This is a genomic window from Sporosarcina siberiensis, from assembly GCF_042681925.1.
Classification (GTDB): Bacteria; Bacillota; Bacilli; order Bacillales_A; family Planococcaceae; genus Sporosarcina; species Sporosarcina siberiensis.
The window spans coordinates 35512-53373 of record NZ_JBHUGI010000006.1 but is presented as its reverse complement, the minus strand read 5'-3'; the positions used below and the strand labels follow the sequence as shown (position 1 = coordinate 53373).

The 17862-nt window shown below is 37.5% G+C and carries 16 protein-coding genes and 1 other annotated feature; of the genes, 3 read left to right on the top strand and 13 right to left on the bottom strand.

What is annotated here, in order from left to right; translation table 11 throughout:
• Nucleotides 1-3 precede the first annotated feature (3 nt).
• Together ACFSFY_RS03245 and dat are read right to left on the bottom strand one after the other, a co-directional pair.
• Entirely contained in the window at nucleotides 4-951 is a 948-nt protein-coding gene (locus tag ACFSFY_RS03245; protein WP_381535731.1) for an NERD domain-containing protein, read from the bottom strand.
• 45 nt (nucleotides 952-996) lie between these two features.
• Nucleotides 997-1845: a D-amino-acid transaminase gene (gene dat / locus ACFSFY_RS03240; protein ID WP_381535730.1), complete on the bottom strand. Its 849-nt coding sequence runs from the start codon at nucleotides 1843-1845 to the stop codon at nucleotides 997-999.
• Between the two features lie 296 nt (nucleotides 1846-2141).
• Between dat and ACFSFY_RS03235 the strand changes: the two genes are divergently transcribed.
• The gene (locus tag ACFSFY_RS03235) at nucleotides 2142-2369 is read left to right on the top strand and encodes a DeoR family transcriptional regulator (protein WP_381535729.1); all 228 of its coding nucleotides are present in this window, start codon (nucleotides 2142-2144) and stop codon (nucleotides 2367-2369) included.
• Nucleotides 2370-2394: 25 nt separating this feature from the next.
• On the opposite strand, the gene ACFSFY_RS03230 is transcribed toward ACFSFY_RS03235, so the two are convergent.
• Both ACFSFY_RS03230 and ACFSFY_RS03225 read right to left on the bottom strand, forming a co-directional pair.
• The gene (locus ACFSFY_RS03230; protein ID WP_381535728.1) at nucleotides 2395-3114 is read right to left on the bottom strand and encodes a pseudouridine synthase; all 720 of its coding nucleotides are present in this window, start codon (nucleotides 3112-3114) and stop codon (nucleotides 2395-2397) included.
• Between the two features lie 10 nt (nucleotides 3115-3124).
• Complete coding sequence (locus ACFSFY_RS03225) at nucleotides 3125-4735, bottom strand: putative polysaccharide biosynthesis protein (protein WP_381535727.1); 1611 nt, start codon at nucleotides 4733-4735, stop codon at nucleotides 3125-3127.
• 117 nt (nucleotides 4736-4852) lie between these two features.
• On the opposite strand from ACFSFY_RS03225, the gene ACFSFY_RS03220 reads away from it, so the two are divergent.
• Together ACFSFY_RS03220 and ACFSFY_RS03215 are read left to right on the top strand one after the other, a co-directional pair.
• Complete coding sequence (locus ACFSFY_RS03220) at nucleotides 4853-6127, top strand: BaiN/RdsA family NAD(P)/FAD-dependent oxidoreductase (RefSeq protein WP_381536040.1); 1275 nt, start codon at nucleotides 4853-4855, stop codon at nucleotides 6125-6127.
• Nucleotides 6128-6706: 579 nt separating this feature from the next.
• Entirely contained in the window at nucleotides 6707-9031 is a 2325-nt protein-coding gene (locus ACFSFY_RS03215) for a YhgE/Pip family protein (RefSeq protein WP_381535726.1), read from the top strand.
• A 106-nt stretch (nucleotides 9032-9137) separates the two neighbouring features.
• On the opposite strand, the gene ACFSFY_RS03210 is transcribed toward ACFSFY_RS03215, so the two are convergent.
• The 9 genes from ACFSFY_RS03210 to ACFSFY_RS03170 all read right to left on the bottom strand — a co-directional run bounded on the left by ACFSFY_RS03210 (nucleotide 9138) and on the right by ACFSFY_RS03170 (nucleotide 17789).
• Nucleotides 9138-9590, bottom strand: coding sequence for a DNA topology modulation protein (locus tag ACFSFY_RS03210; RefSeq protein WP_381535725.1), 453 nt, complete (start codon nucleotides 9588-9590; stop codon nucleotides 9138-9140).
• 354 nt (nucleotides 9591-9944) lie between these two features.
• On the bottom strand, nucleotides 9945-10205 hold the full coding sequence (locus ACFSFY_RS03205) for a hypothetical protein (RefSeq protein WP_381535724.1): 261 nt from the start codon (nucleotides 10203-10205) through the stop codon (nucleotides 9945-9947).
• Nucleotides 10206-10300: 95 nt separating this feature from the next.
• The gene (locus tag ACFSFY_RS03200; RefSeq protein WP_381535723.1) at nucleotides 10301-10450 is read right to left on the bottom strand and encodes a hypothetical protein; all 150 of its coding nucleotides are present in this window, start codon (nucleotides 10448-10450) and stop codon (nucleotides 10301-10303) included.
• Nucleotides 10451-10675: 225 nt separating this feature from the next.
• Nucleotides 10676-13096 (bottom strand): leucine--tRNA ligase, encoded by a 2421-nt coding sequence (leuS, locus tag ACFSFY_RS03195; RefSeq protein ID WP_381535722.1) that lies wholly within the window; start codon nucleotides 13094-13096, stop codon nucleotides 10676-10678.
• An 84-nt stretch (nucleotides 13097-13180) separates the two neighbouring features.
• Nucleotides 13181-13397: a binding site (T-box leader), on the bottom strand.
• A 42-nt stretch (nucleotides 13398-13439) separates the two neighbouring features.
• Nucleotides 13440-14099 (bottom strand): 3-oxoacid CoA-transferase subunit B, encoded by a 660-nt coding sequence (locus tag ACFSFY_RS03190; RefSeq protein ID WP_381535721.1) that lies wholly within the window; start codon nucleotides 14097-14099, stop codon nucleotides 13440-13442.
• 25 nt (nucleotides 14100-14124) lie between these two features.
• A complete protein-coding gene (locus ACFSFY_RS03185; RefSeq protein ID WP_381535720.1) occupies nucleotides 14125-14811 on the bottom strand; it encodes a CoA transferase subunit A in 687 nt (228 codons plus the stop codon).
• A gap of 64 nt (nucleotides 14812-14875) precedes the next feature.
• Nucleotides 14876-16201, bottom strand: a complete 1326-nt coding sequence (locus ACFSFY_RS03180) for a sigma-54 interaction domain-containing protein (RefSeq protein WP_381535719.1) — start codon at nucleotides 16199-16201, stop codon at nucleotides 14876-14878.
• Between the two features lie 632 nt (nucleotides 16202-16833).
• Nucleotides 16834-17601, bottom strand: a complete 768-nt coding sequence (locus ACFSFY_RS03175) for a 3-hydroxybutyrate dehydrogenase (protein WP_381535718.1) — start codon at nucleotides 17599-17601, stop codon at nucleotides 16834-16836.
• Nucleotides 17602-17648: 47 nt separating this feature from the next.
• Complete coding sequence (locus ACFSFY_RS03170; RefSeq protein ID WP_381535717.1) at nucleotides 17649-17789, bottom strand: hypothetical protein; 141 nt, start codon at nucleotides 17787-17789, stop codon at nucleotides 17649-17651.
• Nucleotides 17790-17862 lie beyond the last annotated feature (73 nt).

Sequence of the window (17862 nt, the reverse complement as noted above, 5' to 3'; positions counted from 1 at the left end):
TTATCAAACTTCTTCTTCATTTTCAAAAAGACGACTCATTGCCGTCGTTTGACCGAGATCCAATACGGCCTGTGCTGCTTTAAATTGGTTGGATTTCATTGGAGTAGATGACTTCTGAAGCTTTGCAAACCATTCTTTATATGAACGTCTATCTACGCATTGTGTATTAAATGAAGTTTCAGGATAATCGATATATCCGTTTCGAGAGATTAGGTACTTACGAACAGGAAAATCGATTTCTTTACTATTGAAAATACTCGAAACCACTTTTTCCATCCGATCTAAACCAATAAGTGGATTTAAAAGTTTAGTTTCGGATTCACCAACTTTTTTCAACCAAAAACGTTCTCCACTCCCAATAAATGCGGCAATATCTTCATCCTCAATAACTGAAATACACATACATTCTACAGGAGTGAAAATTAGGATTTCAAGATCTATACTTGCACTTTTCAAACGAATAATTGGATAGTAAAACAATAAATAATTATCCGGTAAATTCAGCGCAAAACTTCGTAAAAGTGAATCTCGAATAAATTTAGGATCTACCCGTGACTTATCCATTAACGTTGAACTAGCCCATTTTATTTGAAAATGAAACAACTGATCTAAGTAGAGTTTACGAAGTTGGGCGACCGAAGTTGGGTTGTAAATAATATTAGGTTCAAAACCAAAATTCTCATCGTCTTCCTTTGTATCAATTAGTTCTTCTAACTCTTTTACCGAATTTTTTCGACGAAAGATTTTCAACATACCGGCAAACTTATTTTCTTCCTCCGGCTCAATTTCTTCCGGTCTCTGTTGCCAAGCAGAATGATCCAAACCACTTTCCCACTGAATTTTCATTCGATCCCATTGATACTTTTTCAATCTGATGAATTGAGTGGGATAGCGCGTTAAATCATTTTCATAACGAGATATATAATCAAGAAGTTTGACAAGCTGAGCCATTATTTTACACTCCTATCACATTTTACAAACTTCGATTCATCGCTGTTATTTCATTTTACTTACTGGTATTTGAAGATTAAATGCTTCTGTTAATCTCTTCGTCTGCAGACCCGGTTGACCATTTCCAATCGGTTGACCATCCAGTTTAGTAATCGGCATTATTTCTGAAGTTGTTGAAGTTAGAAACAATTCATCCATATTGAATGCTTCTTCCAATGTGAACTCTTTTTCAACACATGGAATCGCTAGCTCGTTACACAAACGAAGAACAACTTGACGAGTAATCCCATTCAATACTAAGTTTGTAGCAGGATGTGTGTAAACGACACCCTCTTTAACTCCAAATATATTCGTAGAAGATCCCTCTGTAACAAATCCATCTCGATGTAAAAGTGCTTCAAAACAATTAGCTTCTTTTGCTTCTTGTTTGGCTAATACACTTCCAAGTAAATTCAAACTTTTGATATCACATAGAAGCCAGCGAACATCTATAACAGACTTTACAGATACTCCTTTTTCTATAGCGTCCAAAGGCCTTTTAGTTTCTAGAGCATAAGCGGTTAACATAGGCAATACTTCTTGTGATGGGAAATTATGTTGTCTTGGCGCAACTCCTCGTGTCACTTGCATATAAACTTGACCATTTGAAATTTTATTTCTTGTCAGTAATTCTTTTGCGACTTGTAACAGTTCTGATTCTGTAAATGAAATGTCAATTTTTATTTTTTCTGCACTACTGAATAAACGGCTTAAATGCTCATGTGCAGTATATAATTCTCCATCGTACACTTTAATTACTTCATAAACACCATCACCAAAATAATATCCCCGATCATCTATTGATACACTTACATCGTCTTTGTTAATATATTCCCCATTAATAAAGTGAACCATCATTTTGCTTCCTCTTTTCTTAAGTATGTACTTGAACTTTTATTTATATTTATTTGAAAACAAATCTGATTTTCACATGTTGCACACATGAAACAAAGGGATTTTCATTTTAAATATAAAAATGTGCATAAAACACTTAAATACGGTATACTAAAGTTATCAGAATGTTTAATCTGATAATGACATTCTATGAAAGGAAGTGCAACGTCAGGAATAATTTCAACGTGCTAATGCCATTCAACACTCACATGCCCATAAATTCTTTGGAATATGATGATGAAGGAGTGATTCCACACTTGAAACCTGCTACTGATCGTATGCTCACCCGAATTAAAGCCATTTACATGTATATCCTTGAAAATGGGAGTGTCACTACAGAAAGTTTGACCGAAGAATTCGGCATTACTAACCGTACGATCCAAAGGGATTTAAATGTTTTGGAGTACAATGACTTAATAACAAGTCCAGTCCGAGGTAAATGGACTACGACAACCAAAAAAGTAAAAGTAACATCAAACGGCTGAATCGCCTTATGCGATTTCAGCTTTTTTATTTCTCGGATATATTAAAAAGTAAAGCTATCTCGGATTCGGTCAAATCTCGATATTCGCCAAGTTTCAATTCATCATCAAGTACAAGCGGCCCCATAGACAATCTTTTTAGATAGACAACCTTTTTTCCAACAGCTTCGAACATTCTTTTCACTTGATGGTATTTCCCTTCTGTAATCGTTAATTCAATTTCAGACAGCTCTGCCGATTTAATAATTCGGAGTATACCCGGTTTTGTTACATATCCGTCGTCCAGCATTACTCCTCTTTCAAATTCAACAACATCTTCCTCAGTTACTACGCCAGAAACATGAGCGAAATAAACTTTCGGAACACCTTTCTTAGGTGACAACAAATTATGTGCTAGCTTCCCGTCATTGGTAAGAAGTAAAAACCCTTCAGTGTCTTTATCTAACCTACCTACAGGAAATGGCTTAAAGTGTTGGTCTTCCTCTTCCAGGATATCCACAACTGTTTCATCCCTTGAATCCTCTGTAGCGGAAAGAATTCCTTGTGGCTTATTCATCATTAAATAAACAAATTCTTTATAAATAACTTGCTCACCAAGAATTGTTATATAGTCTTTTTCTGTATCCACTTGTAAAGATGAAGATTTCACCGTTTCTTCATTTACTTTAACAGCACCTTTCTTAAGAAGTTTACCAACTTCTTTTCGAGAACCAAATCCCATATTCGATAACAACTTATCTAACCTCATTGGAATCCTCCTAGAAACCTAATTTCCTTGTAATTCTTGTTAAGCGTTCTCCAAATAATTTCTGAGCCAAGCCGGTTTTTAATGATAAGTAACCGTAAATCACTACTCCGACAAATGCACAAATCAATATATATAACAATGCATGCATTTTACCATCTACAATTTTAATTGCAGTTAGTCCTTTAAGAGTGGCTATGACGCCAATAAACATTACCAAATTTAAAATACCAATCAGTATAATTCTTCTGACAACCATTTTCGACTTGTAATGAAGTGTTCTTGAAATTATAACCATATTAATAGCAATCGCAACTGAATATCCAATCGCTGTTGCTAAAATCGCACCATTTGTTTCAAAAAGTTTAATGAGAGGAATATTTAGAGCCAACTTCAACATGAGACCAAATAAAGAAGTGAAAACGATCCACTTATGACGATCGATTCCTTGAAGTATTGCGGCAGTGACAGTGTACAAACCGAATAAGATTGCAACAGGCGCATAGCTAAATAATATACTTGAGCCCATTGCATCCTTTTCATACAAGAATGTATATAATTCATTAGATAAAACCATTAACCCTATTACCATAGGCACAGTTAAATAAATCATTATTTGATAGGTCTGATTGAGTGAGCGTGTAATTCCCTCTTGGTCTTTTTTTGCATAATAGCCCGTAATTACAGGAATTAAAGCCATTGAAAAACCTGTAGCAACCATCACGGGGATCATTACAAACTTGTGCGTAAGAAGGTTTAACATACCCAAGTAGTTATCCGATACTGTCGATAGCCCAATCGATACCATCGCATTGTTAAACGTAATCATGTCGACAAATTGGTAAAGTGGGTTTATTACTCCTACCAGTATGAATGGCAAGAGATACCCAAACAACTCCTTGTACATATCTTTAATGGATATATCAGCTGCAGGCAAGCTATTTGCAAGAAGATGATCAAATTCCGGTTTATACTTAACCCAATACCTATATAGAACGACAAGACCCGCAAGAGCTCCAATGAAGGCAGCGAATACAGCGAGATTTATTGCCGTTACCGGAGAACCATTTAAAAACCGAACTACAATGTAAGCACCAGAAAGCACAAAGATGATTCGAACAATCTGTTCTATTAATTGAGAGACAGATGTTGGTTCAAATTTTTGATATCCTTGCAGAAATCCTCTAGATATACTCATCAAAGGGACCGCTAACAAAGCATAACTTACAGATTTAATAACCGTAGCAATCTGATCCACAGTAAAAATTTGCTCATTACTGCTGATTACTAATTTAGCGATTGATTCGGCTAAAAAATTGAGAGTTAGAAACGAGATTATTCCAGTAAACACCATTAATATCATTCCGGATTTCATAAGTTTTCTTCCGGTTGCATAATCTCCTAAGGCATTGTATTTGGATACAAATTTAGAAATTGCAAGAGGTGCTCCTGATATAGCGATCGATAATGCGATATTATATGGAATGTACGCATATTGGTATAAAACCATACTTTCCTTACCAACGATTGCGTAGAGCGGGATTAGATATAACAAACCAAGTGCTTTTGATAGAAAAAGACCAATCGTTAAAATAGCTGTACCTTTAATTAAATTTGACGACATTTTTATCCTTCCAATCTTCCTAAATCTACTTAATAGTTTACCCCCAGATGACACTTTTCACAATGTATAACAGCAAATTGTGTATAATGGAGAAAAACCGAAAGTGTGGTTCCTTATATGTATGACGTCATCATCATCGGCGGGGGTCCATCTGGATTGATGGCTTCAATTGCTGCTGCAGAAAATGGTAAGAAAGTTCTCCTACTTGAAAAAGGTAAAAAACTTGGTACGAAACTTGCTATATCTGGCGGGGGCCGATGCAACGTTACAAACCGTTTGCCTCAAGAGGAAATTGTAAAAAACATACCTGGAAACGGGAGATTTCTATATGGCCCTTTTTCCGTTTTTAATAATGAAGACATCATTGCTTTTTTCGAAAATCTAGGTGTCCCCTTAAAAGAAGAAGATCATGGAAGAATGTTCCCGGTTTCAAATAAGGCAAAAGACGTTGTGAATGCAATGCTCGCTGAAATGGAACGACTTCAAATAGAAATACGACTTGAAACACGTGTTAAACGATTATTAATGAATGATGAAAAAATTCTTGGCGTCCAATTAGAATCTGGGGATGAAATTCAGGCGAGTGCTCTTGTCGTAGCCGTGGGAGGAAAAGCTGTCCCACAAACTGGGTCCACAGGCGATGGATATCCTTGGGCAAAGAAAGCTGGTCACACAGTAACTGAACTGTACCCGACAGAGGTTCCCCTATTATCAAATGAGCAATTTATTCTATCGAAAGAATTGCAAGGACTCGCACTGCGTGATGCAGCAGTTTCTGTACTCAATGCAAAAGGTAAAGTACTTGTTACTCATCATATGGACATGCTCTTTACCCATTTTGGCTTGAGTGGGCCTGCAATATTACGCTGCAGCCAGTACGTCGTCAAAGAACAAATGAAAAATGGCAATTTACCTGTAGAAATGCGGATTGATTCCCTTTACGAAATGAAAGAGGAAGAAGCTTTTCAAATGTTGTTTAAAATGGTCAAAGAGGATCCCAAAAAAGCAGTAAAAAATGTACTTAAAGGAATTGCCCCAGAAAGATGGTTACTCTTTCTCTTTACTAAAGCTGGAATCGACCCAAGTGAGACAGGTGCTTCTATGCAAACAGAGAAAATACGAACACTTGCAAAATTATTGAAGGCATTCCCGATGACAGTAAATGGATCTCAGCCAATCGAAAAGGCTTTTGTCACTGGTGGTGGTGTTTCGATTAAAGAAATCATCCCGAAAACGATGGCTTCTCGAAAGAAAGAAGGACTTTTCTTCTGTGGTGAGATTTTAGACATCCACGGCTATACTGGCGGGTACAACATCACATCAGCTTTAGTGACTGGAAGAATAGCGGGTATGAGTGCTGATGAATTTTCAACTGGTGCTTCGGAAGTCTAACCATTGGTATATGTTTTTTTGTCAAATGAGATAGGTTATGATTTCCAACCTTCTAAAATCGATCTATTCATTTCCTACAAGACTGTCCAGAAAGTCAGTGAACATGACTTTCTGGACAGTCTTTTTTATATAGTATTGAAGTAACATATTGATTTCCGTTACAGACGGTCGCGTTCTACTAACAAAGAATAAAAACCATTCATAGCCCGAAAAAGTTTAAGATTATTATCTGTTATTATTAATTTTTTCCACACTCACTCCTATGAAAAAATCCGTTAATAAAGGTAATTTAGAAACAATAACCCCGTCCTCATCCGCGTAAACATATTCTCCTGGCCTCCAATCGACTTCGCCAACTATACGATGGAAAAAAAGCAATAAAAGCTGTTGCTTCGCAAGTTAAAATTCATCCTTCCGTTTATCAAAGAGCGATTGAATTGGAAGTACGCAAAACTATCCGTTCAAAAAAAAGTTTTTGGGGTATGTTAAATAGTATAACTTTATTTCATTTGAAGAGCTTTTTTTACAATGTCAGATAAAAGGTATGGAGATTAGCATTCCAGAGCAAGGAGGATAAAAATGCATAACATTTTCACTATTTTCAAACGAGATTTACGTAATATTTCAACAAACTGGGTTGCTGCTATCTTAATTGGCGGCTTGATTTTCTTACCTTCTTTGTATGCATGGCTCAACATTTACGCTTCATCAGATCCTTATGGTAGGACCGATAAATTACCCGTTGCTGTTGTAAACGAGGATAAAGCAGTCAATGTGCAAGATAAAAAAATTGATACGGGTGCACAAATCGTCTCGACATTGAAGGATAACCCAACGATGGAATGGCATTTTGTGTCTCGAAAAGAAGCAATGGAAGGTGTTGAGTATGGTGATTATTTTGCCGTCATGGTACTTCCCGTTAATTTGTCGGAAAAACTTGCTTCTGTTGTGTCTGGCAAACCTGAAAAAGCTGAAATTGAATACTACGTGAACGAAAAAATAAACTCCATTGCACCGAAAATTACTGAAAAAGGGGCAACGGTCATTGTCGAGAAAGTGAGTAGCCAATTCATTTCCACTGTAAATGGTGTCATTTTTGATTTACTGAATACACTTGGTCTTGAGTTAGAAACAAACTTACCTGATATTAAAAAATTCGAGAATTACATATTTGATGCGGAAAAAAATTTACCCGAAATTTCCAATTTATTGAATCGTGGATTGAACGAGGTGACAGATGCTCAAGCAGTCGTTAAGCAAGCTGAAGGGAAATTACCCGAAGTAAAAAAAATTACAGAAGACGGACTTGGCCAAATTCATACCACTATTGGTTATCTAACAACTGCCGAAGAAAAACTAGACGAACTTTCTCCAAAAATCAAAGCTGACTTAAAAAAAGTCAGTGAAATTTCAAAGGAAGCAAATAACTTTTTGACACAATTACAAGGCATTAAGTTAGATTACACAGAACTTGACAATGCAAAAAAAGTACTTGATGGTCGAATGACCGAAAGTATTGAAAAGGTAGACGGCATCAAGACAGACCTTATTCAATTACAAGAATTAGTGCAACATCAACCCATAACTAGTGAAAATTCATCAAATGACGCGGGGGAAGAACCAGGAAGTTCAATTGAATCACCACCTTCACTACCTGTTCTTAGCTTAGATGATAAACTGGACAGCGCAATCACTCGAACAAATAATTTGAAGAATCTATTACAAGAAGCACAAACTAATGCACGCACAGTAAACGATGTCGTTAAAAAAAAAACAGACGAACTAAATCAAGCGATTAACGATCTACAAAATATCGCTGCCAATACATCCATTGAAATAGATCGATTTATGAAGGAGTATGTCAATACAATTGAACCAACCGTCAAGACAGGAATCACGAATGCTAAAGGAACAATTGGACAAGCCAAAATACTACTGGTAGAAATTCAATCTACATTACCAAAAGTGCAAAATATTCTTGGCAACTCCAACCGGGATTTAACAGAAGCGAAAGCAACAATTCAAAAAGCGATTGTAGAGTATCCTTATATATTTGAAAAAGTGAGTCAATTAGCAGAAAATATTCGAAAGATACAGGGAGAAACTGATATTAATGAAATCATTCAGTTATTGTTAAATGATCCAAATGCCGAAAAAAGCTTCTTTGAAGAACCGATTCAATTAAAGGAAAACCGCTTATTCCCCATTGATAATTACGGGACAGGTATGACCCCTTTTTATACTGTACTTTCTATATGGGTCGGCTGTCTTTTACTCATTTCATTACTCGCGACCGATTTGCATGCGAATGAATATACAGATCGGCAGGTCTATTTCGGTAGGTTGTTAACATTCGGCTTCATCGGCCTCTTACAAACACTTATCGTTGTAGGTGGCGATCTACTGTTACTCGACATTCATATACGAGAACCTTTTCACTTCATCATTTTTGGGTTGTTCATTAGCGTTGTGTTTATGTCCATTGTGTACACGCTCGTTTCTGTCTTTGGAGATGTTGGAAAAGCGATGGCGATTGTCATGCTTGTCTTGCAAATCGCGGGTTCTGGTGGAACGTATCCGGTTATGCTACTCCCCGACTTTTTTGGAGCTATCAATCCATTCTTACCATTCACGTATGCAATTGATTTAATGCGTGAAGCAACTGGAGGAATCGTTTGGGAGCGCGTAGCTAAAGATCTTTCATTTCTCGCGTTTTGTGCAATTATTTTCATCACGTTCGGAGCATTACTAAAAGAACGTATAAACAAACGTACTGATCAACTACTAAAAAAAATCAAAAGAAGCGGACATTTTTCATTGAAAAGTGTCTATGTAACAAACAAGAAATCTGTCTGCTACAAAATAAAAGGTACCTATGTCACAAACAATCGTGATAGTTTGTGACACAGGTACTTCAAATAAAAGAAAAAGAAGCAACAAAAGATGTTGCTTCGCAAGTTAAAATTCACCCGTCCACTTATCAAAGAGTGATTGAAGTGGAGGTACTCTTTTAACTGAGATTGATAGATAACTGCTCCAGCTTCTTCAAGATTCCTGGTCTTTTTGTCTTCCGATAATTCCATATCCATTTTAGAAAACCAAAGTCAAGCCTCTCCTTACAACCTTCCCCCATATCTGGTCTAATTTTGTTTCTGGACTGCACCAATCTCATAAAAGCACGATACACACAAATTGTTCTATGGACGTCAAGAAAAATTATCGTATCTGCTGATTCAAGCCTTATATCTATCGTTGCACCATAATTCCCATCAATAATCCATTCTTCTTTTTCCACTAATTCTTTTTGTACTTCCCTTTGTTCATTCCTTGGAACACTTACCCAATTCGGCTTCCAAAATAGTGGATCTAAGTGATATACATTTAATTTAAGCTTGTCGCTTAATTGTCTAGCCAATGTTGATTTACCCGATCCACCTGAACCAATTAAGACGATTATTTTCATAAAGACACGCCCTTCTCCGAAAAACTGGCACTTGTTAACGGTAAAAAATTCAGGCTACAATCGACGTCCGTTTCGGGTATGGTGATCTATTTGAGGAACCATTTACCGATTTCTCTTTGTGAAAATCGAGGAATTAGAAAACGTCAAAACGAGCACTATACTAAGACCAATTAAAAACCAACGTAGTATTATCGGTTCAATAAATAAAGTTATAACAGTAAATAAAGTACCCATAAGTACAAAAGCCATAAGGAGCCTAACTCCGAAACTCATCATATCGTTGCATCCTTTCCCCTAATTATCTGATTGAAATACAACACGTATAATGTTATCGCACCCATTTGCGTCATTATATTAGGGGATATTCCAAAATAAATACATGACTAGGAAGAAAATTAAATAAATGGATGCAATTATTGGGAAAGCGTAAAGTGATACTCTTCCGAATTTATCTTTTCTGCTGAACAAGGATAAAACGAATGAGAGTGTTAGAAGGATATATCCGAGTGTCATTGTAATGAAAAAATTACCTGTAAAAATAAAAACAGAAAGAAAAACAAGTCCTACAATCAGACTGATAAATGAAAGCATTCCTAAACTACGTTTACTTTGCAAGAGTGTGACCTCCTAAATTCGACATATGTAATGCACCAAAAGCATCCCTTTAACAGCATGTTTTTTATTAAACAACTGTCCCGTTTTGTAAAAGTTCAATCTCGTTCCTTAACATATTTATAAGTAAGACTTGCTACCAGTACTAACACACCAATAAGTACAGCAAGAAGCAAGTCATTGTCTACATTTAATGCAATTAGAAATGCTACAATCACAACTATTAAAAAAACGATAGTAAGTCTCACGAAACAATTCCTCCTCCCATTGTTCTATTTCATAAAGTCATCCGATTGTCTCATTGGTATAGCTCTATTATTGATACGTCGACATGGGGTGAAAGGTTTCACTTTTCCGAAGGTTGTGAAATCAATTGAATAGAGTATTTATTCTCCAACGTTTTAAATTGTTAAACCAACAAACCAAAAAAATCCACGGAAAGGTTTTTCAACCTCTTCCATGGATTATTTTTGTTATCCAATTGCTACAATATTTACAAGTCTTCCCGGTATTCCGATGACTTTTTTAATTTCTTTACCTTCAAGAAACTCTTTTACTTTCTCGTCTTCGATTGCTGTTTTTTCAAGCTCTTCTTTTGTAGCATCTTTAGCCACAACAATCTTCGTACGAACTTTACCGTTTATTTGAACAGCAATTTCAACTGTGTCATCAACAAGTTTTGTCTCATCGTAAGTTGGCCATTCTTCATACGTAATTGTATCGTTATGACCAAGCAACTCCCACAGTTCTTCTGCAAAGTGTGGTGTAATTGGCGAAATCATTTTGACAAATCCTTCGACATATTCTTTTGGAATCGAATCGACTTTATACCCTTCGTTGATAAACACCATCAGCTGAGAAATCGCTGTATTGTTGCGCATTGCTTCAAAGTCTTCAGTCACTTTTTTCACGGTTTGGTGATACACCTTTTCCATTGCTCCACCAGGTTCTCCGCTCACTTTCGAACTCAACGTTCCGTCTTCTTCGTTCACAAACAAACGCCATGCACGGTCTAGGAACCTACGTGCGCCGTCAAGACCGTTTGTTGACCAAGCTTTAGAAGCATCTAAAGGACCCATGAACATTTCATAAATACGCAAAGTATCTGCACCATGTGAATGAACAATATCATCAGGATTAATAACATTACCTAACGACTTCGACATCTTCACATTGCCTTCTCCTAAAATCATTCCTTGGTTAAACAACTTTTGGAACGGTTCTTTCGTATGGACAACTCCGATGTCATATAAAACTTTATGCCAAAATCTTGCGTATAGTAAATGAAGTACCGCATGTTCTGCACCACCAACATAAATATCTACCGGCAACCAGCGTTTTGCTAGTTCTGGATCAATAATCATGTCTTCATTATCCGGATCAATGTAACGCAAATAATACCAGCAACTTCCAGCCCATTGCGGCATCGTGTTCGTTTCACGACGACCTTTCATTCCTGTTTTAGGATCTGTTACGTTTACCCATTCAGTAATATTCGCAAGTGGGGATTCACCCGTTCCGCTTGGTTTGATATTATCTGTAATCGGCAATTCCAGTGGTAAGTCCGCTTCATCGACAGTTGTCATCGTGCCATCTTCCCAGTGGATAATAGGAATCGGCTCTCCCCAATAGCGTTGTCTCGAAAACAGCCAATCACGAAGTCTGAACGTGATTTTCTTTTCACCTTTACCGTTTTCCACAAACCATGCAATTGATTTCTCGATCGCTTCGTTTTTATCAAGACCGTCCAAGAAACCAGAGTTCACATGCTTTCCGTCACCTACATATGCTTCTTTCGTAATGTCCCCACCCGAAACAACTTCGATAATTGGCAAATCAAATTCCTTAGCGAATTCATAGTCCCGCTCGTCATGAGCCGGTACCGCCATGATTGCTCCAGTACCATATGTAGCAAGTACATAATCGGCTATCCAAATCGGCATTTTATCGCCACTTGCAGGATTTATTGCATAAGCTCCCGTAAATACGCCTGTTTTCTCTTTCGCAAGATCTGTTCGCTCGAGATCACTCTTCGAATTTATTTCTGTACGGTATTTTTCTACCGCGTCTTTTTGTTCGCTCGTCGTAATCTTTTCAACCAATTTATGCTCAGGCGCAAGTACTGCATATGTAGCTCCGAAAATCGTATCCGGACGTGTCGTAAACCCTTCAAATGATAAATCAGAACCAGCTACATCAAATTTAAGCTGAGCACCTTCTGAACGCCCTATCCAGTTTCGTTGCATATCTTTCAAACTTTCAGGCCAATCGAGGTCATCTAAATCTTCCAGTAAACGATCAGCATAATTCGTAATACGAAGAACCCACTGGCGCATTAGACGGCGTTCTACAGGGTGTCCACCACGCTCTGACATACCATCGATTACTTCTTCATTCGCTAATACTGTTCCAAGTGCTGGGCACCAGTTAACCGGCATTTCATCGACATAAGCCAAGCCTTTATTAAACAATTGAATGAAAATCCATTGAGTCCATTTATAATACGAAGGGTCGGTTGTATTGATTTCACGATCCCAGTCATACGAAAATCCAAGATCATTCATTTGACGTTTGAATGTTGCAATGTTTTTAGCCGTGAATTCTGCTGGATCATTTCCAGTATCAATTGCATACTGCTCTGCAGGTAAACCAAATGCGTCCCATCCCATTGGGTGTAGGACGTTATATCCCTGTTTACGTTTAAATGAACTTAAAATATCTGTTCCGATATATCCAAGTGGATGTCCAACATGCAATCCAGCTCCTGAAGGGTATGGAAACATATCAAGTGCATAAAATGCTGGTTTTGATGGATCGTTCACTGTCTTAAACGTTTTGTTTTCTTTCCAAAACTCTCTCCATTTTTTTTCGATTACTAAATGATTGTAACTCATTGCTATTCCTCCTCTATGTATGAAAAAAACATCTAATCGTAAAAAGCTTCACTTCAGAATCAAAAAAATCCCGTCCCCTAATAAATAAGGGACGAGAATGTCTAAATTTCCCGCGGTACCACCCAAATTGACAGTAACCTGCCCAACTTGACTCCTTAACGCGGAAAACGGTACAGATTACTAGTTAGTTCATCCGTACAGGCTCTAAGACGAGTTCATCGAATTACACTACCGACTTTCACCATCCGTCGGCTCTCTACAAGTGAAATTTAAGATTACTAATTCTTTTCAATGCCGAAGCTATTTTTTACAGTCTACCCGAAATACACTATTTTAACAACTATTACTTGACACCTTCAATAACATTTTCCACAATCAAATGTGCTTCTGTAGAGTCAATGACTTCCTGTATCGTAAATCCTTCAAAGACTTCTTTTAACTCTAGTCCTTCAGGTGTAACTTCAATGAGCGCACGTTCTGTAATAATTTTGTGCACAACATTTTTTCCTGTTAGAGGAAGCGAACATTCTTTTTTAATCTTAGCAGAACCGTCTTTTGCTACGTGATCCATAATTACGATGATTTTTCGAGCACCATGAACAAGATCCATCGCGCCTCCCATACCTTTAATCATCTTTCCAGGAATCATCCAGTTCGCAAGATCCCCTTTTTCGGAAACTTCCATAGCACCTAGAATTGCTACATCGACATGTCCACCACGAATCATTGCAAACGATTCAGCACTCGTAAAATAAGCAGAGCCTGGAATAGACGTGACTGTTTCCTTTCCGGCATTGATAAGGTCAGGATCTACCTCTTCTTCTGTTGGATAAGGCCCAATCCCAAGAAGTCCATTTTCAGATTGCAGTACGACTGTTTTATCGTCTGAAATATAGTTTGCAACGAGAGTTGGCATTCCAATTCCAAGGTTTACATAATTGCCGTCCTCAATTTCCTGTTCTGCACGTCTCGCGATTCTTTCTCTATAATTCACTTTTGTCATCTAAAAATTTCCCCTTTCCCTTAAATTAACTTGTTGTTAAGCGCTCAATTCGTTTTTCTTGTTTTGCTTGTAAAAGTCCTTGAACATAAATGCTTGGTGTATGGATCATCTGTGGATCCAAATCTCCTGTTTCAACGATTTCTTCTACTTCAGCAATTGTAACTTTCCCAGCCGCAGCCATCATAGGATTGAAGTTCTGTGCTGTCTTGTTGTATATTAAATTTCCGAATTTATCCGCTTTTGCTGCACGAATAAGAGAGAAGTCTGCATGAAGCGCTTCTTCAAGAACGTATTCCTTACCATTAAAGACACGAATTTCTTTGCCTTCTGCAACGGTAGTACCAACACCAGCCGGCGTATAGAATGCTGGAATACCGGCGCCCCCTGCACGGATTTTCTCAGCAAGTGTCCCTTGAGGCGTAAGTTCAACCTCAATTTCTCCTGAAAGCACTTGACGTTCAAACTCTTTGTTTTCCCCCACATATGAACCAATCATTTTTTTTATTTGTTTATCTTTTAATAAAAGGCCAAGTCCCCATTCATCAACACCGCAGTTATTTGAAATTACGGTTAAGTCTTTCACACCTTTTTCAACAAGAGCCAAAATTAATTGTTCTGGAATCCCGACAAGCCCGAAACCCCCTACCATAATTGTTGCACCATCTTGAATATCTGCGATTGCTTCTATTGCAGATGAATAAATTGGTTTCATGTAATTTCCTCCTAATAAATTTGTGAGATTAGCCTATTAATTTGCTTTTGAAACAATCTGTAGTTTATAAGTCATATTTTTTTATCTTCTCATATAATGTACTTCTACTAAGCCCTAAAATGTTAGCCACATCGCGTTTATCCGGATGATGCAGTAATGTTTCATGGAGAATATTCCGCTCGACCTCCTCCAAAGATTCCGAAAGCGTTCTAGAACCAATGGTGTAAAACGTCCGTTCCATCTTTATTTGCAGTGGCAAGGCACTGGGCTCAATTACTTCACCATTAGTTAGATAGACAGCTGCCTGAACAACGTTTTGCAACTCCCGAACGTTTCCAGGCCAATGGTATGCTTGTAAATATTCCATGGTATCCGTGGCGAATATAAGATTTCTTTTACCTGCCCGCATAAGCGATTTATGAAATAAATAGTTTGTAATTTCAATGAAATCATCCATCCTTTCACGTAAAGGTGGAAGTTGTAATGTAATTGCTTGAATTCGATAATATAAGTCCTCTCGAAACTTCCCAGACTCAATCAAACTTTTTAAAGGTTGATTTGAAGCCGCAATTACTCGGACATTCACTTTTTCTGATTGAACTGAACCTATTGACTCAATTAACCCCTCTTGCATCACTCGCAATAATTTTACTTGTACCGATAAAGGCATATTCCCAACATCATCCAAAAACAAAGTTCCACCATCGGCCAAATGGAATCTCCCTTCGGTTTCAGCACGACCAAATAATTCTGATTCTAATAACTCGGGTGGGATTGCGGCACAATTCAATTTAATAAACGGCTTATCAGATCGATCAGATAGCTGATGAATACTGTGGGCAAACAACTCTTTACCCGTACCGCTTTCACCTTGTATAAGCACTGGAAGATCACTAGGTGCAATCATTTGGATTGTTTCTTTTATTGAACGAATCACCTTCGAAGATCCAATAATATTTTCGAGAAGGTAATGGGAACCTTCATTGGTAGGTTTTCCAAAATTAATTTTTTCCATTTGAATTTTGACATTAGAACTCAGGTTATGCCAATCATTGAGATCCCTAAATATAACACTACCGAATGCACCGACTACTTCACCGTCTACCTTCAAAGGTACTCTATTCGCCAACATATATGTACCTTTAATAAATTGTGCAGAAGCAATATGCGCTTTACCTGTAGCAATCACCTCATGCATTCGGCTATTTTCAATGACCTCGTATACCGGTTTACCAATCGCCTCTTCACGATTAATCTCTAGAAATTTACAATAGTCTTCATTAATATAAATAATTTCCGAGTCTTTATTCACGACAACAAACCATTGAAATGCATTTTCAAGTATTTGTGTTAGGACCGATTCTGGTAAATGTTCAGCTAAAGGCTTCATACCATTCCTCCACAGTTTTTACATTCAACAAAACGAGTATAAAGACCTTTTCTACACCATCTTCTCAAATTCTAAATAGCCACGCAAATAAAAGAGTTTAATAATTTAGAAACCTTTCTAATAGTGGTGCTAAAAATAGTTGAATTACTTTAGCTGAAACTTCACCATTAGCTTGCTTAACTCGTCAGCCATATCGGATAAAAAGGATGTTAGCGTAAATAGTTCCGTCCATAATATCTCGTTTGAACTTTCATTAAAGTCTTAAATATAAGAACTGGCCATCCCAACCCAATCCCAAATCTCGTCCAATTTATTATACATTACTTTTTACCAATTCGGTCAGGCTCATTCGGGGAAATTCCAGAATACGTTGTAAACCCTCCACCAGGCTTATTTTTCCTGCTTCAAATTCCTTATTTAGTGCATCTATCGTTTGCATTGCCATTGAAACCACTTTTTGTATCGTGGTTTTACAAGTCACATTTAAACCGTTTATCTAAACAAAAAACTCTTGTCCCTCAATAATAGGGGCGAGAGCTCTATATTGTTCTGCAATGTCACGTAATTGTTAGGGACCTAACGATTGTGATGTCGCAGGAAATGGTATAACAAGTTATTAAAATGTCGAGCAATTATTGGACCGTATAGCCACCATCAAGTACTACCGCCTGCCCAGTCATTCCTCTTGCGGCATCGCTTGCCAAAAATAACGCTAGATCAACAACTTCCTTTACATCAAGGAGACGTTTTTGTGGAACTAATGGGAAAATTACTTCTTCAAGCACTGACTCAAAGGGAACATTTTTAGTTTTCGCCAAATCATGGAACTGATTACGTACAAGTGAAGTATCTACGTAACCAGGACAAATTGCATTTACTGTAATTCCATCAGTTGCCGTTTCCAATGCTGCCACCTTTGTCAAGCCTATGACGCCATGCTTTGCAGAGTTATAGGCAGCTTTACCTGCAAATCCTATCATGCCATTAATTGAAGCCATATTAAGGATGCGCCCAAATCCGTTCTTCCTCATATGTGGTAGTACGAGCTTCGTTGCAATAAATGGCGCTGTAAGCATTACTTTTATTAATAACTCAAATTTTTCAGTGGGGTAGTCTTCAAGTAAATCTATATGTTGCATCCCTGCATTATTTATTAATATATCGATTCGTCCAAACTGCTCAATTGTTTTTTGAATTGCTAGTTGCAAGTCTTGTTCTAACGTGACATCACACTTAATTCCGATAGCCCCATTTCCAATCGTTGAGGCTGCCCCTATAACTTTTTCTTCATTAATATCTGTAAGCGCTACTAGTGCTCCAACATTCGCAAACTCACGTGCAATTTCAAAACCAATGCTCTGAGCTGCACCAGTAATGAAAAGAACCTTTCCCTTTACCATGACGACTGACTCCTCCTATATAATAGCAACCCCTAGCAAGTAGCTATTCAAGCGTTAAATTCCAAATCCTCATGTAAACAGATGATTGTAATAATGACACCAAGCGTTAGCGTCACAACGGTTGTAGCAGCAACTACCCAGTAAACAGCACGATGCGTTTCTACGCAATTTGATTGAATTGTCGTCACGACGTATCCATTATGCGGAAGTGAATCAAGAGTACCTTAAGTTAAGATCGCATATGCGAGTACAATTACAAAA

Excerpts from the sequence above, each read along its gene's own strand:
- ACFSFY_RS03245 (WP_381535731.1), bottom strand. The coding sequence starts at position 951 with ATGGCTCAGCTTGTCAAACTTCTTGATTATATATCTCGTTATGAAAAT.
- ACFSFY_RS03230 (WP_381535728.1), bottom strand. The coding sequence starts at position 3,114 with ATGAGGTTAGATAAGTTGTTATCGAATATGGGATTTGGTTCTCGAAAA.
- dat (WP_381535730.1), bottom strand. The coding sequence starts at position 1,845 with ATGGTTCACTTTATTAATGGGGAATATATTAACAAAGACGATGTAAGT.
- ACFSFY_RS03210 (WP_381535725.1), bottom strand. The coding sequence starts at position 9,590 with ATGAAAATAATCGTCTTAATTGGTTCAGGTGGATCGGGTAAATCAACA.
- ACFSFY_RS03180 (WP_381535719.1), bottom strand. The coding sequence starts at position 16,201 with ATGAAGCCTTTAGCTGAACATTTACCAGAATCGGTCCTAACACAAATA.
- ACFSFY_RS03175 (WP_381535718.1), bottom strand. The coding sequence starts at position 17,601 with ATGGTAAAGGGAAAGGTTCTTTTCATTACTGGTGCAGCTCAGAGCATT.
- ACFSFY_RS03190 (WP_381535721.1), bottom strand. The coding sequence starts at position 14,099 with ATGACAAAAGTGAATTATAGAGAAAGAATCGCGAGACGTGCAGAACAG.
- ACFSFY_RS03225 (WP_381535727.1), bottom strand. The coding sequence starts at position 4,735 with ATGTCGTCAAATTTAATTAAAGGTACAGCTATTTTAACGATTGGTCTT.
- ACFSFY_RS03185 (WP_381535720.1), bottom strand. The coding sequence starts at position 14,811 with ATGAAACCAATTTATTCATCTGCAATAGAAGCAATCGCAGATATTCAA.
- leuS (WP_381535722.1), bottom strand. The coding sequence starts at position 13,096 with ATGAGTTACAATCATTTAGTAATCGAAAAAAAATGGAGAGAGTTTTGG.
- ACFSFY_RS03220 (WP_381536040.1), top strand. The coding sequence starts at position 4,853 with ATGTATGACGTCATCATCATCGGCGGGGGTCCATCTGGATTGATGGCT.
- ACFSFY_RS03215 (WP_381535726.1), top strand. The coding sequence starts at position 6,707 with ATGCATAACATTTTCACTATTTTCAAACGAGATTTACGTAATATTTCA.